Source organism: Streptomyces viridiviolaceus, assembly GCF_014650995.1.
Taxonomy (GTDB): domain Bacteria; phylum Actinomycetota; class Actinomycetes; order Streptomycetales; family Streptomycetaceae; genus Streptomyces; species Streptomyces viridiviolaceus.
Map to the genome: position 1 here is coordinate 90,201 of NZ_BMWA01000002.1, position 16,836 is coordinate 107,036.

The 16,836-nt window shown below is 71.3% G+C and carries 13 protein-coding genes and 1 pseudogene; 7 read left to right on the top strand and 7 right to left on the bottom strand.

Annotated elements, in window-relative coordinates:
- Nucleotides 1-12: 12 nt before the first annotated feature.
- From IE260_RS02530 to IE260_RS02545, 4 genes are all read left to right on the top strand, one after another.
- On the top strand, nucleotides 13-2,409 hold the full coding sequence (locus tag IE260_RS02530; protein WP_189868778.1) for an ATP-binding cassette domain-containing protein: 2,397 nt from the start codon (nucleotides 13-15) through the stop codon (nucleotides 2,407-2,409).
- A gap of 163 nt (nucleotides 2,410-2,572) precedes the next feature.
- Complete coding sequence (locus IE260_RS02535) at nucleotides 2,573-3,460, top strand: FadR/GntR family transcriptional regulator (RefSeq protein ID WP_189868779.1); 888 nt, start codon at nucleotides 2,573-2,575, stop codon at nucleotides 3,458-3,460.
- Nucleotides 3,461-3,902: 442 nt separating this feature from the next.
- Nucleotides 3,903-5,432 (top strand): RNA polymerase sigma factor, encoded by a 1,530-nt coding sequence (locus IE260_RS02540; RefSeq protein WP_189868780.1) that lies wholly within the window; start codon nucleotides 3,903-3,905, stop codon nucleotides 5,430-5,432.
- A 134-nt stretch (nucleotides 5,433-5,566) separates the two neighbouring features.
- Nucleotides 5,567-6,421, top strand: a complete 855-nt coding sequence (locus IE260_RS02545; RefSeq protein WP_189868781.1) for a S1 family peptidase — start codon at nucleotides 5,567-5,569, stop codon at nucleotides 6,419-6,421.
- A 114-nt stretch (nucleotides 6,422-6,535) separates the two neighbouring features.
- Here the strand turns inward: IE260_RS02545 and IE260_RS02550 are convergent, their stop codons facing one another.
- Nucleotides 6,536-6,766 (bottom strand): DUF7455 domain-containing protein, encoded by a 231-nt coding sequence (locus tag IE260_RS02550; protein ID WP_103783682.1) that lies wholly within the window; start codon nucleotides 6,764-6,766, stop codon nucleotides 6,536-6,538.
- A 441-nt stretch (nucleotides 6,767-7,207) separates the two neighbouring features.
- Between IE260_RS02550 and IE260_RS02555 the strand changes: the two genes are divergently transcribed.
- The 3 genes from IE260_RS02555 to IE260_RS02565 all read left to right on the top strand — a co-directional run bounded on the left by IE260_RS02555 (nucleotide 7,208) and on the right by IE260_RS02565 (nucleotide 11,650).
- Nucleotides 7,208-9,331: a DNA gyrase/topoisomerase IV subunit B gene (locus IE260_RS02555; protein ID WP_189868782.1), complete on the top strand. Its 2,124-nt coding sequence runs from the start codon at nucleotides 7,208-7,210 to the stop codon at nucleotides 9,329-9,331.
- Between the two features lie 169 nt (nucleotides 9,332-9,500).
- Nucleotides 9,501-10,061 (top strand): DUF485 domain-containing protein, encoded by a 561-nt coding sequence (locus IE260_RS02560; protein WP_189868783.1) that lies wholly within the window; start codon nucleotides 9,501-9,503, stop codon nucleotides 10,059-10,061.
- Nucleotides 10,058-11,650, top strand: coding sequence for a monocarboxylic acid transporter (locus IE260_RS02565; protein WP_189868784.1), 1,593 nt, complete (start codon nucleotides 10,058-10,060; stop codon nucleotides 11,648-11,650). Before IE260_RS02560 ends, IE260_RS02565 begins: the two co-directional genes overlap by 4 nt.
- A 42-nt stretch (nucleotides 11,651-11,692) precedes the next feature.
- On the opposite strand, the gene IE260_RS02570 is transcribed toward IE260_RS02565, so the two are convergent.
- The 6 genes and pseudogenes from IE260_RS02570 to IE260_RS02590 form a co-directional block, all read right to left on the bottom strand.
- On the bottom strand, nucleotides 11,693-12,373 hold the full coding sequence (locus IE260_RS02570) for a response regulator (RefSeq protein ID WP_189868785.1): 681 nt from the start codon (nucleotides 12,371-12,373) through the stop codon (nucleotides 11,693-11,695).
- On the bottom strand, nucleotides 12,370-14,040 hold the full coding sequence (locus IE260_RS02575; RefSeq protein ID WP_189868786.1) for an ATP-binding protein: 1,671 nt from the start codon (nucleotides 14,038-14,040) through the stop codon (nucleotides 12,370-12,372). Before IE260_RS02575 ends, IE260_RS02570 begins: the two co-directional genes overlap by 4 nt.
- A gap of 118 nt (nucleotides 14,041-14,158) precedes the next feature.
- Complete coding sequence (locus IE260_RS02580; protein ID WP_189868787.1) at nucleotides 14,159-15,103, bottom strand: ferredoxin family protein; 945 nt, start codon at nucleotides 15,101-15,103, stop codon at nucleotides 14,159-14,161.
- Between the two features lie 54 nt (nucleotides 15,104-15,157).
- A pseudogene (locus IE260_RS41440) lies at nucleotides 15,158-15,475 on the bottom strand (citrate synthase); the annotation flags it as partial.
- Between the two features lie 199 nt (nucleotides 15,476-15,674).
- On the bottom strand, nucleotides 15,675-15,911 hold the full coding sequence (locus tag IE260_RS02585; protein WP_189868788.1) for a hypothetical protein: 237 nt from the start codon (nucleotides 15,909-15,911) through the stop codon (nucleotides 15,675-15,677).
- Nucleotides 15,912-16,066: 155 nt separating this feature from the next.
- Entirely contained in the window at nucleotides 16,067-16,618 is a 552-nt protein-coding gene (locus tag IE260_RS02590) for a DUF6082 family protein (protein WP_189868790.1), read from the bottom strand.
- Nucleotides 16,619-16,836 lie beyond the last annotated feature (218 nt).

A 16,836-nucleotide genomic window follows, 5' to 3' on the forward strand; every position in this document is an offset into this window, starting at 1 on the left:
ATCTTGCTGCGGGTGATCCAGGCTTTCGGATTGACCAGCAACCCTCGCAAGGAGCTTGCACCCGCCGTCGACGACGTCTCCTTCGAGGCGCGGGCAGGCCGCGTCACCGCACTGCTCGGAGCGTCGGGCGCCGGCAAGACGACGGCGCTCAGACTCATGCTCGAACTCGAACGGGGCCGTGGCATCACCTACTTCAGAGGCCGTCCCCTGCACCGCGTCGCCCATCCGTCGCGCGAAGTCGGCGTGCTGCTGGGCGATGTCCCGGGACATCCGGCGCGCACGGTCCGCGGCCACCTCCGCATGCTGTGCGCGGCGGCCGGTGTTCCTGGCCGACGCGCCGACGAAGTCCTGGAGGTCGTCGGGCTTGTGAGCCTGCGCGACGAACGCCTCGGCACGCTCTCACGCGGCATGGACCGCCGCCTCGGCCTGGCCTGCGCCCTGCTGGCCGATCCGCACACCCTGGTGCTCGACGACCCGGCCGGCGCGCTCTCCGTCCGGGAGGCCCGCTGGCTGCACGGCACCCTGCGCGCCTACGCGGCGCAGGGCGGCACCGTCCTGTTCAGTACCGCCGACCCCAAGGAAGCCGCACGCACCGCCGACCACGTCGTCACGCTGGAGCGCGGCAGAGTCGTCGCCGACCAGGACGCCGCCGACTTCTCCCGCACCCGGCTGCGCCCGCGCGTCGCCGTCCGCAGCCCGCACGCGGCCCGGCTCGCCGCCTCCCTCACCAAGGAGGCCCGCACGGCACGCCGCTCCGTCGAGGTCGTACGCGAGGGCGGCAACCGCCTCGCCGTCTACGGCAGTACGTGCGCCGATGTCGGGGAAACGGCGTTCCGGAACGGGATCCTCGTACACCAACTGGCCGACGAGGTAGGAGACATGGGCCCCGGAGCGGGTACGGCGCACACCGGCCGGCACCAGGCGTCCGAAGGTGCTGCGGCCCTGGGCCCCACCCGGCAGTCGGCCATCGCGCTCCCTTCGCCGGCCGAGCCGCCGGAGCAGGCTGCCGCATCCGAGTCGGCCGACGCGAAGCAGACGTCCGCCGACGACGGCGGACCGGTGCCCCACGGATCGCTGCCCCAGGGAGCACGGCGTCCCGCTGCCGCCGCGCGACCCTCGACGGCCGAACCCGAACCGCACCACGAAGGCCAGGAGCCGGCGGACGACCACCCCCGGTCGCCGGCCGACGAACTCCGGGCGTCGGCCGACACGGACCTGCCCGACACCCTGACGCGTCCGCTTCTCGCCGACCGGGCCGAGCCGTCGACCGGCTCGTCCCGACCGTCCCCGCTCACGGAGCCGACATCCCCTGCCGAGTGGCCCCCCTCCATGACCGCCGGGCCTCAGGGTCTCTCCGGAAAGCCCGAGGGCGCGAGCGCGGAGCCGCAGAACCTCGCCGATGCCCGCCGGTCCTCGGTCAAGCACCCCCGTCCCTCGACCGACGCCCCCCAGCCCGCGGCCGACGAGGCACCGATCTCGCCCGCTGCGCACGCCCGCCCCCTCGCCGACGACCCGCGCCCCTCGGGCGCAGCCACGGGCCCGCGGCGCGCCCCGAACCCCCGCTACCCCCGCAGCCCGGCCGAAGCCACCTCCTCCGGCGCCCTGCCCACGCTGCCGCCTCCCATCTCCGTCCGCTCCGCCCCCAGCCCGCTGCGCCCGCTCTGCTACGAACTCCGCCGTGCGGCGGGCATCGGCACCGGGTTCGTCACCGGGGCCGCCGTTCTCTTCGTGTCCGCCGTCACCGCGGTGCTCCTGGCACGCATCGGGCACACCCCGCAGCCGCGTCTGCTGGTCGCGTGGCCGCGCGAGCTGCCGCTGCCGCCCGCGGCACTGGGCGCGGGACTCCTCGGCGCGCTCGCCTTCGGCGACGAGTTCCGCCACCCCGCCCTGGCGGCGGACCGCGGCACCGTACCCCGGCGGCTGGGGCTGCTGACCGCCAAACTCCTCGTCTCGGCGGCCACGGCCGTGGCGCTGGCCGTCCTCACGGTCGGCTGCGACGCCGAGATGCTCTATCTCTTCTACGGAGGGGAAGTCGCGCGGTTCCCCTCCGACTGGCTTTCCCTGGGCGCAGGTTGGATCGGACTCCTGGTCGGATGCGCCTGGGCGGGGGTGCTGGCCGCGGGCGTCTTCCGGTCCACCACGGCCGGGCTGGCCGCGGTGGTAGCGGTGCCCGTCCTCGTCGTACCCCTCGTACAAAGGGTCTGGGAGGGCCCGTCCGTGCGGACCGCCGCCGGACTGCCGCTGCGGCTGCGCGAGGTGTTCCTGACGCAGTGGCCCTTCGGCGGGGAACGCTACCTGGCCGGTGTGCTGCGCGTCATCGGCCAACCTGTCGGCAGCGCGCTGACGTTGTCGCTGACCGCTCTGCTCTGCGCCTATCTGTTCACGAACCTGCGCAGCAGGGTCCGATGACAGCAGTCCGCACCCTTCCGATCCGGCCGTGTGCACAACTCCCCCGGGGAAAGCCCATTTCTTTCCGATAAGGCGTCAATTGCGACGGGGTGAGCGATCACCCTTTCGTGTGCTTTTCACCAAAGACCTCAAGGGAGTTGGAAACGGCGCCGACAAAGGATGCGTGAGTACCCTTGCGCACACCATGATGACCGCCGCCCGTTCCGCCGACTCCGGCATGACGAACCCGGGCGAACTCGACCGCTATCCCTACGCCGAGGCGTCCGCCGTCGACCGCGTCGGGACGCCCGCCTGGGAAGGGGTGGAGCCCGAGCTGGGCCGCGTGGGTCGGCGCGCCGCGGGCAGCCGCGGGCGCGGACTGCACGGGCAACTCATCCAGCAGCTGGGCCAGATGATCGTTTCGGGCGACCTGGGCGCCGACCGTCCGCTGGTGCCCGAGGAGATCGGCCAGCGTTTCGAGGTGTCCCGTACCGTAGTCCGTGAGTCACTCCGCGTCCTGGAGGCCAAGGGCCTGGTCAGCGCCCGCCCGAACGTCGGCACGCGCGTGCGCCCCGTCAGCGACTGGAACCTCCTCGATCCGGACATCATCGAATGGCGGGCCTTCGGGCCGCAGCGCGACGACCAGCGCCGGGAGCTCAGCGAGCTGCGCTGGACGATCGAGCCGCTCGCCGCCCGCCTCGCCGCCGGGCACGGGCGCGAGGACGTCCAGCAGCGCCTGTCCGACATGGTCGGGATCATGAGCCACGCCATGGGTCAGGGTGACGCGCTCACCTTCTCGCGTGCCGATGCCGAGTTCCACACGCTGCTCATCCAGGTCGCGGGTAACCGCATGCTGGAGCACCTCTCCGGGATCGTGTCCGCGGCGCTGCAGGTCTCCGGCGGCCCGGTCACGGGCTGTGACCGGCCGAACGACGCTTCGCTGGCGCAGCACGGCAGGATCGTCGACGCCCTCGCCGCGGGCGACGGAGCCGCGGCCGAGGCGGCCATGCGTCAGCTTCTCACCGTCCACCCCGAGGTGGAACGGGTGGTGCCCGCCCCGCGCGAGCACTGACCGCGTTCCGCCGCAACGGCGGGCGGGCCGGGCATGTCATCCCCCTCCTATGGCAGTGGCCGGCCGGTTCGCCGCAGCCGCGGACCCCGCGGAATCCTCGCGATTCCGCGGGGTCCGATGGCGTAGGTCGATGGTGTGATGAGACGGTGATCCCTCGGTGCGGTCGGACCAGACCGTTGATGACCTTGTTTGTCCAGGTCTGACTGGTTTTGAGCGCTTACGGGGTGTGACTCGGGCCACGCGGATTGGGCGTAACGCTCGTGGGAACAACGCGATGACCTAAGAGGTGACAGCCGCGGAGGGAATACGGACGCCGTTCATGGCGCTGTGCATCTTCCCCGGCGCCCGCCCGCGCCGTCGGCCCATCCCCAAGCCGGCGGTCGGCCCCTGTCCGCCATGGACGGGGCCGGAAGCCGTTTTCCAACGTTCCGAGAGGTTGTTCGTGTCGGCCAGCACATCCCGTACGCTCCCGCCGGAGATCGCCGAGTCCGTCTCTGTCATGGCGCTCATTGAGCGGGGAAAGGCTGAGGGGCAGATCGCCGGCGATGACGTGCGTCGGGCCTTCGAAGCTGACCAGATTCCGGCCACTCAGTGGAAGAACGTACTGCGCAGCCTCAACCAGATCCTCGAGGAAGAGGGTGTGACGCTGATGGTCAGTGCCGCAGAGCCCAAGCGCACCCGAAAGAGCGTCGCAGCGAAGAGTCCCGCCAAGCGCACCGCCACCAAGACGGTCGCGGCGAAGACGGTGACCAGCAGGAAGGCCACCGCCCCCGCCACCCCGGCGGCGCCCGCCACCGACCCCGCCGTCGAGGAAGAGGCGCCCGCCAAGAAGGCGGCGGCGAAGAAGACGACCGCCAAGAAGACGGCGGCCAAGAAGACCGCCGTCAAGAAGACGGCGGCCAAGAAGACCACCGCCAAGAAGGACGACGGCGAGATTCTCGAGGACGAGGTGCTCGAGGAGACGAAGGTCGCCGACGAGCCCGAGGGCACCGAGAACGCGGGCTTCGTGCTGTCCGACGAGGACGAGGACGACGCCCCCGCGCAGCAGGTCGCCGCGGCCGGTGCCACCGCCGACCCGGTCAAGGACTACCTCAAGCAGATCGGCAAGGTCCCCCTGCTCAACGCCGAGCAGGAGGTCGAGCTGGCCAAGCGCATCGAGGCGGGTCTGTTCGCCGAGGACAAGCTGGCCAACGCCGACAAGCTGGCGCCGAAGCTCAAGCGTGAGCTGGAGATCATCGCCGAGGACGGCCGCCGCGCCAAGAACCACCTGCTGGAGGCCAACCTCCGTCTGGTGGTCTCGCTGGCCAAGCGCTACACCGGCCGCGGCATGCTCTTCCTGGACCTCATCCAGGAGGGCAACCTCGGTCTGATCCGCGCGGTCGAGAAGTTCGACTACACCAAGGGCTACAAGTTCTCCACGTACGCCACCTGGTGGATCCGTCAGGCGATCACCCGCGCCATGGCCGACCAGGCCCGCACCATCCGTATCCCGGTGCACATGGTCGAGGTCATCAACAAGCTCGCGCGCGTCCAGCGCCAGATGCTCCAGGACCTGGGTCGCGAGCCCACCCCGGAGGAGCTGGCCAAGGAACTCGACATGACCCCCGAGAAGGTCATCGAGGTCCAGAAGTACGGCCGCGAGCCCATCTCGCTGCACACCCCGCTGGGCGAGGACGGCGACAGCGAGTTCGGCGACCTCATCGAGGACTCCGAAGCCGTCGTCCCGGCCGACGCGGTCAGCTTCACGCTCCTCCAGGAGCAGCTGCACTCCGTCCTGGACACCCTGTCGGAGCGCGAGGCGGGCGTCGTCTCCATGCGCTTCGGTCTCACCGACGGTCAGCCGAAGACCCTCGACGAGATCGGCAAGGTCTACGGCGTCACGCGTGAGCGCATCCGCCAGATCGAGTCCAAGACCATGTCGAAGCTGCGTCACCCGTCGCGCTCCCAGGTGCTGCGCGACTACCTCGACTAGGTCGCCGTCCCGGAACGGAAGAGGCCCGGCTCCCCAGGTGGGGAGCCGGGCCTTCGTGCTGGCCAGCGGGTGCGGGGCGGGGACGACTGGATCACCCTGGGTGTCCCATGACCACCTCGGAGTGAGGAGCCTGCATGCGTCGCCCCCTTGCCCGGGCACTGGCCCGGCCGCTGGTCCTGGCGGCCGCGGCGACCGCGATACCGCTGGTGTCCGCCGCCCCTGCGCCCGCCGACAGCATCGTCGTCGGAGGCTTCCCGGTCGATGTGTCCGAAAGTCCGTGGACCGTGGCCCTGTCCAGTCGTGACCGGTTCGGAGGTACGCGTGCGGGGCAGTTCTGCGGGGGAGTGGCCGTCGGCCGGACCACCGTGCTCACGGCGGCTCACTGTATGGAAGAGGAGGTCCTCGGGGCGCCGCCCGAGCAGGTGCGCGACCTGAAGGTCATCGCGAGCCGCACGAACCTGCTCTCGAACGAGGGCCAGGAGATTTCCGTACGCGATGTCTGGGTGAACCCGGCGCACGACGCCCTCAGCAATTCCGGGGACTTCGCCGTGCTGACCCTGTCGGAAGCCCTTCCGGCCGGCGCCTCCATCGGGATGGCGGCCGACGGCGACCCCGCCTACGCGCCCCGGACCGGGGCGGTCGTCTACGGGTGGGGGGACACCTCGGGGGCCGGGGACTACGCGAACCAACTGTGGGCCGCACGCGTACGCGTCCTGCCCGACGCGCTCTGCAAGCAAGCGTACGCCGAGAGCGACGACGGCAGGTATCTCACCGACACCATGCTGTGCGCCGGTGAGGAGGCCGGTGGTCCGGATGCCTGTCAGGGGGACAGCGGCGGACCGCTCGTCGCCCAGGGGAAGCTCATCGGGCTTGTCTCCTGGGGGAGCGGCTGCGGGCGTCCGGGCAGTCCGGGCGTCTACACGCGCATCTCAGCCGTGCTGCGCGCGCTGGGCTGGGACGCCTCCACACGGCAACAGAAAGGTGCCTGACGGCCTCTGCAGGGTCCGTCGGGGGTACGAGCGAGGGCGGCCGCCTCTGCATCCCAGAGGCGGCCGCCCGTCGATCGGCCTGTGCCGGTCTCGCTCGTCGTTGGGCGCGTAGTGTCAGCGCTCTTCCTCGGAGGCGGATGCCGGAACGGACGTCAGCCGCTCCGTCTCGTCCTGTATCTCAGCGGCGATCTTCTTGAGTTCCGGCTCGAACTTGCGCCCGTGGTGGGCGCAGAAGAGCAGTTCTCCGCCGCTCAGCAGGACGACGCGCAGGTACGCCTGGGCGCCGCAGCGGTCGCAGCGATCAGCGGCCGTCAGCGGGCTCGCGGAAGTCAGAACAGTAGTCACGTCGCCTCTTCTCTAGCTCGACGAGCTGTCGTACCAGGGTCAACATCCAACCAGCCCCAAAACGTTCCCGCTCGTGGCTTTTCCTCGAAAAAATCTTTCCGAGGGGCCGGCTGTTGCCGGTTGGCGGCGAATGTGCCGTATTGCGTGTCTGTGTGTCGTACGGGTTCGCGCAGTCGGTCAGTGTCGGTCCCGCCGGCTGGGTTGCCGGTTTGTTCATCAGGACGTGCCCGGAGCCTAAATGGTTCATGCCTCGAAGGGAACGTGATGTGTACTTCACTCCATCGAGGGATCGAACAGGTATGCGACCGTGGACTAGGGTGAGTCCCCGACGAGGGTGGCGTTACAACGGCTCTACCTGGGCTCGGTACCCTCTCAGCGGTGAACCAAGCCGCGCCCTTACCCAATAGGGCCCCATCTGAAATTCAGCGAGGAGCGAACCGCGTGACCGCCGAGACGTCCGTGCCGTCCACTGCGCTGCTGGCAGGAGCAGACCGGGACGGTTCCAACTACACCGCGCGGCACCTGCTCGTCCTCGAGGGGCTCGAGGCCGTGCGCAAGCGCCCCGGCATGTACATCGGGTCGACCGACAGCCGCGGTCTGATGCACTGCCTGTGGGAGATCATCGACAACTCCGTCGACGAGGCCCTCGGTGGCTACTGTGACCACATCGAGGTGATCCTGCACGACGACGCGTCGGTGGAGGTCCGCGACAACGGCCGGGGCATCCCGGTCGACGTCGAGCCGAAGACCGGCATGTCCGGTGTCGAGGTCGTCATGACCAAGCTGCACGCCGGCGGCAAGTTCGGCGGCGGCTCGTACGCCGCCTCCGGCGGTCTGCACGGCGTCGGCGCCTCCGTGGTGAACGCCCTGTCCGCCCGGCTGGACGTCGAGGTGGACCGCAACGGCCACACCCACGCCATCAGCTTCCGTCGTGGCGTACCGGGCGCGTTCGCGGCCACCGGGCCGGACGCCAAGTTCGAGGCCAAGGGCGGACTGCGCAAGGCCAGGAAGATCCCCAAGACGCGCAGCGGCACGCGCGTGCGGTACTGGGCCGACCGGCAGATCTTCCTCAAGGACGCCAAGCTCTCCCTGGAGACGCTGCACCAGCGCGCCCGCCAGACCGCCTTCCTGGTGCCCGGCCTGACCATCGTCGTCCGCGACGAGTTCGGCCTGGGCGAGGGCGGCAGCAAGGGCGAGGAGTCCTTCCGCTTCGATGGCGGCATCAGTGAGTTCTGCGAGTTCCTGGCGAGCGACAGGCCCGTCTGCGACGTCCTCCGCTTCACCGGGCAGGGCACCTTCAAGGAGACGGTCCCCGTCCTGGACGAGCACGGTCAGATGACGCCCAAGGAGGTCACCCGCGACCTCGGCGTCGACGTCGCGATGCGCTGGGGCACCGGCTACGACACCACGGTCAAGTCGTTCGTCAACATCATCGCCACCCCCAAGGGCGGCACCCACGTCGCCGGCTTCGAACAGGCCGTCGCCAAGACGATGAACGAGGTACTGCGCGCCAAGAAGCTGCTGCGCGTCGCCGAGGACGACATCGTCAAGGACGACGCGCTGGAGGGCCTCACGGCGGTCGTGACGGTCCGCCTCGCCGAGCCGCAGTTCGAGGGGCAGACCAAGGAGGTGCTCGGCACCTCGGCGGCCCGCCGCATCGTGAACAACGTGATCACCAAGGAACTCAAGGCGTTCCTGACCTCGACCAAGCGTGACGCGGCCCAGCAGGCACGGGTCGTCATGGAGAAGGCCGTCGCGGCGGCCCGCACCCGCATCGCCGCCCGCCAGCACAAGGACGCCCAGCGCCGCAAGACGGCGCTGGAGTCCTCCTCGCTGCCGGCGAAGCTCGCCGACTGCCGCAGCGACGACGTCGAGCGCAGCGAGCTGTTCATCGTCGAGGGCGACTCCGCGCTGGGCACGGCGAAGCTGGCCCGGAACTCCGAGTTCCAGGCGCTGCTGCCGATCCGCGGCAAGATCCTCAACGTCCAGAAGTCGTCCGTGACGGACATGCTGAAGAACGCCGAGTGCGGTGCGATCATCCAGGTCATAGGAGCCGGATCGGGCCGTACCTTCGACATCGACGCGGCCCGCTACGGCAAGATCATCATGATGACGGACGCCGACGTGGACGGATCCCACATCCGTACGCTGCTCCTGACCCTGTTCCACCGCTACATGCGGCCCATGGTCGAGGCGGGCCGGGTGTTCGCCGCCGTGCCGCCGCTGCACCGCATCGAGCTCATCCAGCCGAAGAAGGGCCAGGACAAGTACGTCTACACGTACTCGGACCGGGAGCTGCGGGACAAGCTCATGGAGTTCCAGAGCAAGGGCATCCGGTACAAGGACTCCATCCAGCGGTACAAGGGCCTCGGCGAGATGGACGCGGACCAGCTGGCCGAGACGACCATGGACCCACGGCGCCGTACCCTGCGCCGGATCAACCTCACCGACCTCGAGGCGGCGGAGCACGTCTTCGACCTGCTGATGGGCAACGACGTCGCCCCCCGCAAGGAGTTCATCTCCAGCTCCGCGGCGACGCTGGACCGGTCGCGCATCGACGCCTAGCCGGGCGCCGGGGCCGGGCCCGGGGTGGCCGAGCCGGTTCGAGCTCGCCGCTCCGGGCCCGGGGTCGTGGACCTGCGGTTCCCGTGGCGAGTCACCTCCAGTCACCTGATGGGGTGAAGAGCGGAGGGAAGAAGAGTCGGGGATCTTCCCGTTCTGTCCATCCTTGGGCATGCAGTCAAGCAACGAGCGTCCCCGCGGAGCCGGGGGTGGTCCCGACAGCGCGGTCGGCAACCGCGACGATCGGGACGGGGACTCCGCCGAGACGTGCGCGAGCCCGAGGTACGACGACCCCTGGTACGACGCGCTGGCCTCCGGCTGGGGTGAGTCCGCGGGTGCGGGGGCTCCCGCCGCGGCCGTGCCGCCGGCTCGCACGGAGCCCGGGGAGGTGCCCCGGGCCGCCGCCGACGTGTACCTGGAGGTTCAGCGCAGCGCGGCCTTCCGCGAGGTACGCGGTCGCTACCGGCGGTTCGTGGTGCCGGCGGTCGTCACCTTCTTCCTCTGGTACGTCGTCTACGTGGTGACGGCCACGACGGCACCCGGGCTGATGGCGCGGCCGGTGACCGGGGCCGTGAACGTGGCGATGGTGGCGGGACTGGGTCAGTTCCTCACCACCTTCCTACTCACCTGGGCGTACGCACGGCACGCGCGGCTGCGCAGGGACCGGGCGGCGCTGGAACTGCGGTGGGACACCCAGGAGCTCACCCGCGGTGCCCGAGGCGGTGCGTCGTGACGGGCGACCACCAGACGCTGGCGTTGCTGCTCTTCAGCACGTTCGTCGCCGTCACGCTGGGGATCACGACGTGGGTGAGCCGCAACCGGCACGGCTCGGCGGAGGAGTTCTATGCCGGGGGCCGCCTCTTCTCTCCGATGGAGAATGGTTTTGCCATCGCGGGCGACTACATGTCGGCCGCCTCCTTCCTCGGCATCTCCGGGCTCATCGCGCTCTACGGCTACGACGGCATGCTGTACTCGGTGGGCTTCCTGGTGGCCTGGCTGGTCGTGCTGTTCCTCGTCGCCGAACTGGTGCGCAACTGCGGCAGGTTCACCCTCGCGGACGTCGTGGCGGCGCGCATGCGGGAGCGGCCGGTGCGCATCGCCGCGGGAACGTCCTCGGTCGCCGTGTCCGTGCTGTATCTGGTGGCGCAGATGGTGGGAGCGGGCAGCCTGGTCGCGCTGCTGCTGGGAGGCACCGGCGAGGCGGCGCAGGCGTGGACCGTGATCGGCGTGGGCGCGCTCATGGTGATCTACGTGTCGCTGGGCGGGATGAGGGCCACCACCTGGATCCAGATCGTGAAGGCGGTTCTGCTGCTCGGCGGCACCGTGGCGCTCACCGCCCTCGTCCTGGTGCGCTTCCACGGCGACATCGACCGGCTGCTGCGCACGGCGGCCGAGCGCAGCGGTCACGGCGAGGGGTTCCTGGCGCCCGGGCTGGCGTACGGCGGGGACTGGACCTCCCGTTTCGACTTCATGAGCCTGGGGCTCGCCCTGGTCCTGGGCACGGCGGGGCTGCCGCACATCCTGTCCCGCTTCTACACCGTGCCCACGGCCCGCGCCGCACGGCGATCGGTCGTCTGGTCGATCGGGCTCATCGGCGGCTTCTACCTGATGACGATCGTGCTCGGCTTCGGCGCCGCCGCCGTCGTCGGGCCGGACGCGGTACGCGAGTCGAACGCCGCCGGGAACACGGCGGTCCCGTTGCTGGCGCTGGACCTGGGCGGAGGCGCCGACTCCACGGGCGGAACGGTTCTGTTCGCGGTGGTCGCCGCCGTCGCCTTCGCCACCATCCTCGCGGTGGTCGCCGGAATCACCCTGGCCTCCTCGGCGTCCGTGGCCCACGATCTGTACGCGTCCCTGCGGCGCCGGCACGCCGAGCCGCGCAGCGAGGTGGCCGTGGCACGTGTCGCCGCCGTCGGCATCGGCGCGGTCGCCATCGCCCTCGGCCTGCTCGCCCGCGACCTCAACGTCGCCTTCCTGGTGGGCCTCGCCTTCGCCGTCGCCGCGTCCGCGAACCTCCCGGTCCTGCTGTACTCGCTGTTCTGGCGCGGTTTCACCACGCGTGGCGCCGTGTGGTCCGTCTACGGTGGCCTGCTGCCGGCCGTGGTGCTCGTACTGCTGTCCCCGGTGGTGTCGGGCAGCCCGCAGTCCCTCTTCCCGGGCGTCGACTTCCAGTACTTCCCGCTGCAGAACCCGGGGATCGTCTCGATCCCGCTGGGCTTCGTCGCGGGCTGGCTCGGCACGGTCACCTCGGCGGAGCCCCCGGACGTGGCCAAGCACGCCGAGACTGAGGTGCGGTCGTTGACGGGGGCGGGGGCCGTGTGAGCGCCCTGCGCCGCGAGGTCCGCGACGGCCCGCCCGGCACGCTCAGCTGCGGGTCGCCCACTCGTAACGGTGTTCCGGACGGCCGGCGTCGCCGTACTTGAGGGTCAGCCTGGCCCGTCCCGTGCGTTCCAGGAGCTTCAGATAGCGCTGGGCGGTCTGGCGGCTCACCCCGGTCCGTTCGGCGATCTCCTGGGCCGACAGCGGGCCGTCCGCCTTGATCAGGCACTGACGCACCGACTCGGCCGTGGCGGGGGAGTGCCCCTTCGGCAGCCCGGGCTCCGACGGCGCCGACAGGGCTCCGAAGATGCGGTCCACCTCGGCCTGCTCCGCCTCGCCGCCGCCGTCGAGGGTGCGGCGCAGCTCCGCGTACGCCTCCAGCTTGCCGCGCAGCCCCCCGAAGGCGAACGGCTTGACCAGGTACTGCAGCGCACCGTGCCGCATCGCCGCCTGCACGGTCGCCACGTCCCGCGCGGCCGTCACCATGATCACGTCGGTCTGGTGGCCGCGCCGCCGCATCTCCCGGACGACCTCCAGACCCGTCCGGTCGGGCAGGTAGTGGTCCAGCAGGACCAGGTCGATCCGCGGCAGCGTCTCCAGGCTCTGCAACGCCTCCCCCGCGCTGTGCGCCTCGCCGGCGACGTGGAAGCCCGGCACCTTCTCGACGTAGGCGGCGTTGACCCGCGCGACCCGCGTGTCGTCGTCCACGACCAGGACCTCGATCATCGGGACTCCTCCTCGGCAGCGGTCTTCGCGAGAGCGGTGAGGGCCGGCTCCGGGTCCGGCTCGGCCAGCGCCTCGGGCAGGACGACGGTGAACTCCGCGCCACCGCCGCGCGCCTCGCCGACCGTGGCGCTGCCCCCTTGCCGTTCGGCCAGCCTGCGCACCAGGGACAGCCCGATGCCCCGCTGGCGGTGGGCCGGCGGTTCCTTGGTGGACCATCCCTCCGTGAACACCAGCTCACGGTGCTCGGCCGGGACACCGGGCCCCGTGTCGCGGATCCGGAGGATGGCGGTACGCCCCTGCGCACGCAGTTCGACCTCCACGCGCGCGTGCGCGGTGCCCGCGACGGCGTCGAGCGCGTTGTCCACCAGGTTGCCCACGATCGTGACGAGCCCGCGGGGATCGATCAGACGGTCCGGCAGCCGCGTCCGGTCCGACACCCACAGGGCGACTCCGCGCTCGGCCGCGACGGTCGCCTTGCCGACGAGCAGGGCGGCCAGAAGGGGCTCCCGGATCCGCTCGGTGATCTGCTCCGCCGTGGCCCGGTGGTCGCCGACCACCTCGCCGACGAACTCCACCGCGTCGTCGTACATCTCCAGCTCGAGCAGCCCCAGCAGGGTGTGCATGCGGTTGGCGTACTCGTGGTCCTGCGCGCGCAGCGCGTCGATCAGGCCGCGCGTCGAGTCCAGCTCCCGGCCGAGCTGCTCCAGCTCGGTGCGGTCGCGCAGGGTGGCGACGGCGCCGCCGTCGTCGGTGGGCATCCGGTTGGCGACCAGGACACGCTGACCACGGACGGTCAGCAGGTCGGTACCGGTGACCCGGCCGGCCAGGACGTCGGCCGTGCGGCCCTCGCCGAGTGCCTCGTCGGGTGACCGGCCGACGGCCTCGCCGCCGATGCCGAGCAGGCGCTGCGCCTCGTCGTTGAGCAGGCGGATCCGGCCGCTGCGGTCCAGGGCGACGACACCCTCCCGGATGCCGTGCAGCATGGCCTCGCGCTCCGCGAGCAGCGCCGCGATGTCCGAGAAGGCCAGGTCACGGGTCTGCCGCTGGACCCGGCGCGAGATGAGCCAGGCGGCGAGCGCGCCGACGGCCAGGGCGCCGCCGGCGTACGCGAACAGCCCGGGGATGGCGTGGATCAGCCGGGCCCGGACGCTGTCGTAGGCGATGCCCACCGAGACCGCCCCGACGATCCGGCCGTCGTCGTCGCGCAGCGGTACCTTGCCGCGTGCGGAGCGTCCCAGGGTGCCGTCGTCGATCTCCATGACCTCCCGGCCGGCCAGGGCCTGTCCGGGGTCGGTGGAGACGACCTCGCCGATCCGCCGCGGGTCGGTGTGCGACCAGCGCACGCCCTGCCGGTCCATCACGACGACGTACTCCGCCTGCGTCGCCTCGCGGATCCGCTCGGCCTCCTCCTGTACCGGCCCGTCCGGTGCCGGAGCGGTGCCGCGCAGGTCCCGCACGATCTGCGGCTGCTGGGCGGTGGTCTGCGCGATCGCGAGCGCCCGGCGCATCGCCTGGTCGTCCAGCTGGTCGCCGAGGGGTGCGAGGAACAGTCCGGTCGCGAGCACCGCGACTCCCGCGGCGATCGCCAGCTGCATCAGCAGCACCTGCGAGAACATCCGCCGCGGCAGGCCGAGGCGCAGACGGCGAACGGGGGGAGGGGAGCTCATACCCATGACGGTACGTGGGAGCGGGCGGGGCGCCGTAGAGGGGTGTGGCGCGGATCTCCCGGTCGGGTTCCGGCCCGCCGGCGTGCTCGGGCGGCACGGGTCCCGCGCGAGGGCGGGTTCAGCCGGCCAGCGCCGCCGTCACCGTCAGCTCGCGCACCGCCGTGACCTCCATCCGCGCGGGCGAGCCCAGCACCGATGCCCCGCAGCTCTCCGGGCGGGGAGGCAGTGAGCCGCCCTGGGTGACGGCGACCCGCCAGTGCCGTCCGTCCGTGTGGGCCACGGTCACCTCCCAGCGCGGTGCCGTACCGTCGGTCCGTACGACGCTCAGCGCCTCAGCCGCGTCCTCGTCCGCCTCCGTGCGCACGGCCAGCTCGGCCGCCTGGCCGGGCCGCTCCCACGCGGAGTTCCCGCGGCAGCCCTCCGCGAGGATCCGCCCCTCCCGCGCGCCGCGCAGGATGTCCTTGACGGTGTGGGCCTCGACGCGCCCGTACGCGTATCCGTACGGCAGCACGAGCAGCGTCGGCGAAAAACGGTGACCGCCGAGATGGGTGACCTCCCAGACACCCTCGGCCCCGGAAGCGGCGAGTTCGGACGCCAGCGGTCGGCCGAGGAGGGCGCAGCACCGGTCGCGCTTGCCGTTGGTGCAGACGAGGACGAGCGGGTCACCCGTGTGCGGGCCGCCGCCGAGCGCCGTGTCGAAGGTACGGCGGTCCCCCCTGCCGAGCGCCGGGAAGTCCAGTTCGAGCAGCCGCCGGGGGTCCGTGATCGTGGCGCCGTGCAGCCACACGTTCCCCGGCGCGGTGTGGGCCGCGTACACCCGGCGCCGCGTGGGGGCGCCGCAGTCGGCGTGGCGGCCGGGACGGCGGATGAGCGCGACGCGCACGCCCGTCCCCTTGGCGGCCGTCTCCAGGGCGCGGCCCAGCGCGGGGTCGAGGTGGCTCGACGTGAGGGCCTTGGCTCCCCACGGGCCGGGCTGCTCGACCAGCAGCCAGGTCCTCGCGGCGGGCGCGGTGCCTGCGAGGGGCTCGGCGAGGTCCCGGGAGACGGTTGAGCACGTACTCACAGAGGTGAGCCTAACCTGACTTGAGCCGCGGCGACCTCCAGCCGCGCCTGACCACTACTCCGGCAGTGGCCGCGCCGGTCTCGGACCGCCGGAGTACAGCCCGCCGGGGCGCACGCGCAGCGGACGCTTCCTGTCCTCTTCCAGGGCGTGCGTGCCCCCTGCCGTGGCGAGCACGCCGGCGACGCGGTGAGCACGGCGAGTGCCTGGTCGACTTCGGCGTGCGGGGGATGTGGCGGGCGGTGTTCGACACGAACAGGGGTCGAGGCCGCCAGGTCCTGGTCGACGAGCAGCGAGCGCCGTGTCCAGGACGCGCGGCGACGCCTCGTCCGCGGACCGCCCGCTGAGCCGGGTCCACAGGCGCTGGGCGAACGGCCGGTCGGTGACGCGGTACGTGGGGCCCGGCAGCGTCGGCCCAGGTGTCCGTGACGGGCTGAGGGAGACGTGCGGCCTGGTGCCGTTCCGGCGCCAGGCCTCGTCGGTCGCGTCGAGCAGGGACGGGGTGCCGGACTGCTCGACGGTGGGGGTCCGGGTCGGCCGATGGCGGGTGCGGCCGGGGACGTGGGCGGTGAGGTCAGACGTCGGGGATGTCCGCCTTGGCGCGGATCAGGGTTTCTCGGCTCACGACCACGATGCGTTCGTAGTCGGCGCGGGCGGCGTCGGCGGGCAGCTCACGCTCCAGCGCCTCGGTGGCCTCGGTTCCGATGACGGCGAAGTTGCCGTCGCTCAGTTCGAACACGTCGGGGCAGGTGGATCCCGACGCACTGCCTCGGGCGCTGGGCGGCACACCGATGCGGCGCACGATCTTCAAAGGTACCGGTCCTTAGGGAACAGAGAATCTCGGCAGAGTGATGGCGCCCATACGCTACTGGTGTTTGTGAGAACTGAGTGGCTGGATGGCCGAAGAGTACTCCGGCGTGTCTCCGATGCTCCTGTGTTGACCCCGTCCGGCGGAGCCGGCTGCCCTCAGTCGGCCGGAGGAGTGCCGACCACCCACCATTCGTCCGTGTCGGCCTCGTCCAGGTCCCTGACGAGGCTGTCGACCATGCGCCCCATCCGCGCTTCCGCCGAGGTGTCGTTGAGGGCCGCGCGCATGTGCCTCGAAGCCTCCCAGTACTCGCGGAAGATCGGGTTCTGGAAGAACTCCCGGAGATGCCCGTACAGTTCGTCTCCGTCTATCAGCCCCGCTCGGTGGATGTGGTACAGGTTTGCGTACCAGGCATTGGCATAGAAGAACTGGCGCCGCCTCGCGGCCGGGATGTTCTTGTCGTACGTGTCGATGACCTCGGCCAGGGAAGGGTCGTCGATCGCCCTGGTGAGCAGTTCCCAGTGCATGCGCTGCTGGTGCGCCAGCGACTGGCGCCGGATCGCCAGCTCCTCCAGTTCCAGCTGTCGCTCCTGCAGCCGAACCTTCTCCAGCCACCGCTGGCGTGCGGCCAGCGTCAATCCGGCCGTGGCGAACAGCAGACCGGCTGCGGCGGAGCCGAACCTCCCCGTGGCGTTCTTCCGTGTGGCCATGTCAACCCCCGAATCAGGCGACCGTCCGCCGGTCGTCGAGTGCGGGTCGGCTGACGGGGACCGGCGAGCGATGGGCGGCGCTTGCCGCCTCCAGGGTGCCGAGCGGCTCTGATCGGCGGGGAGGCGGAGAGGAGGCGCACGGAGGGAAGCGAGGGTCGCACGATCCGGCGCCATGTCCAACGTCTGCCCCGCGAGTGCTGCTAACAATCGTTCACTCC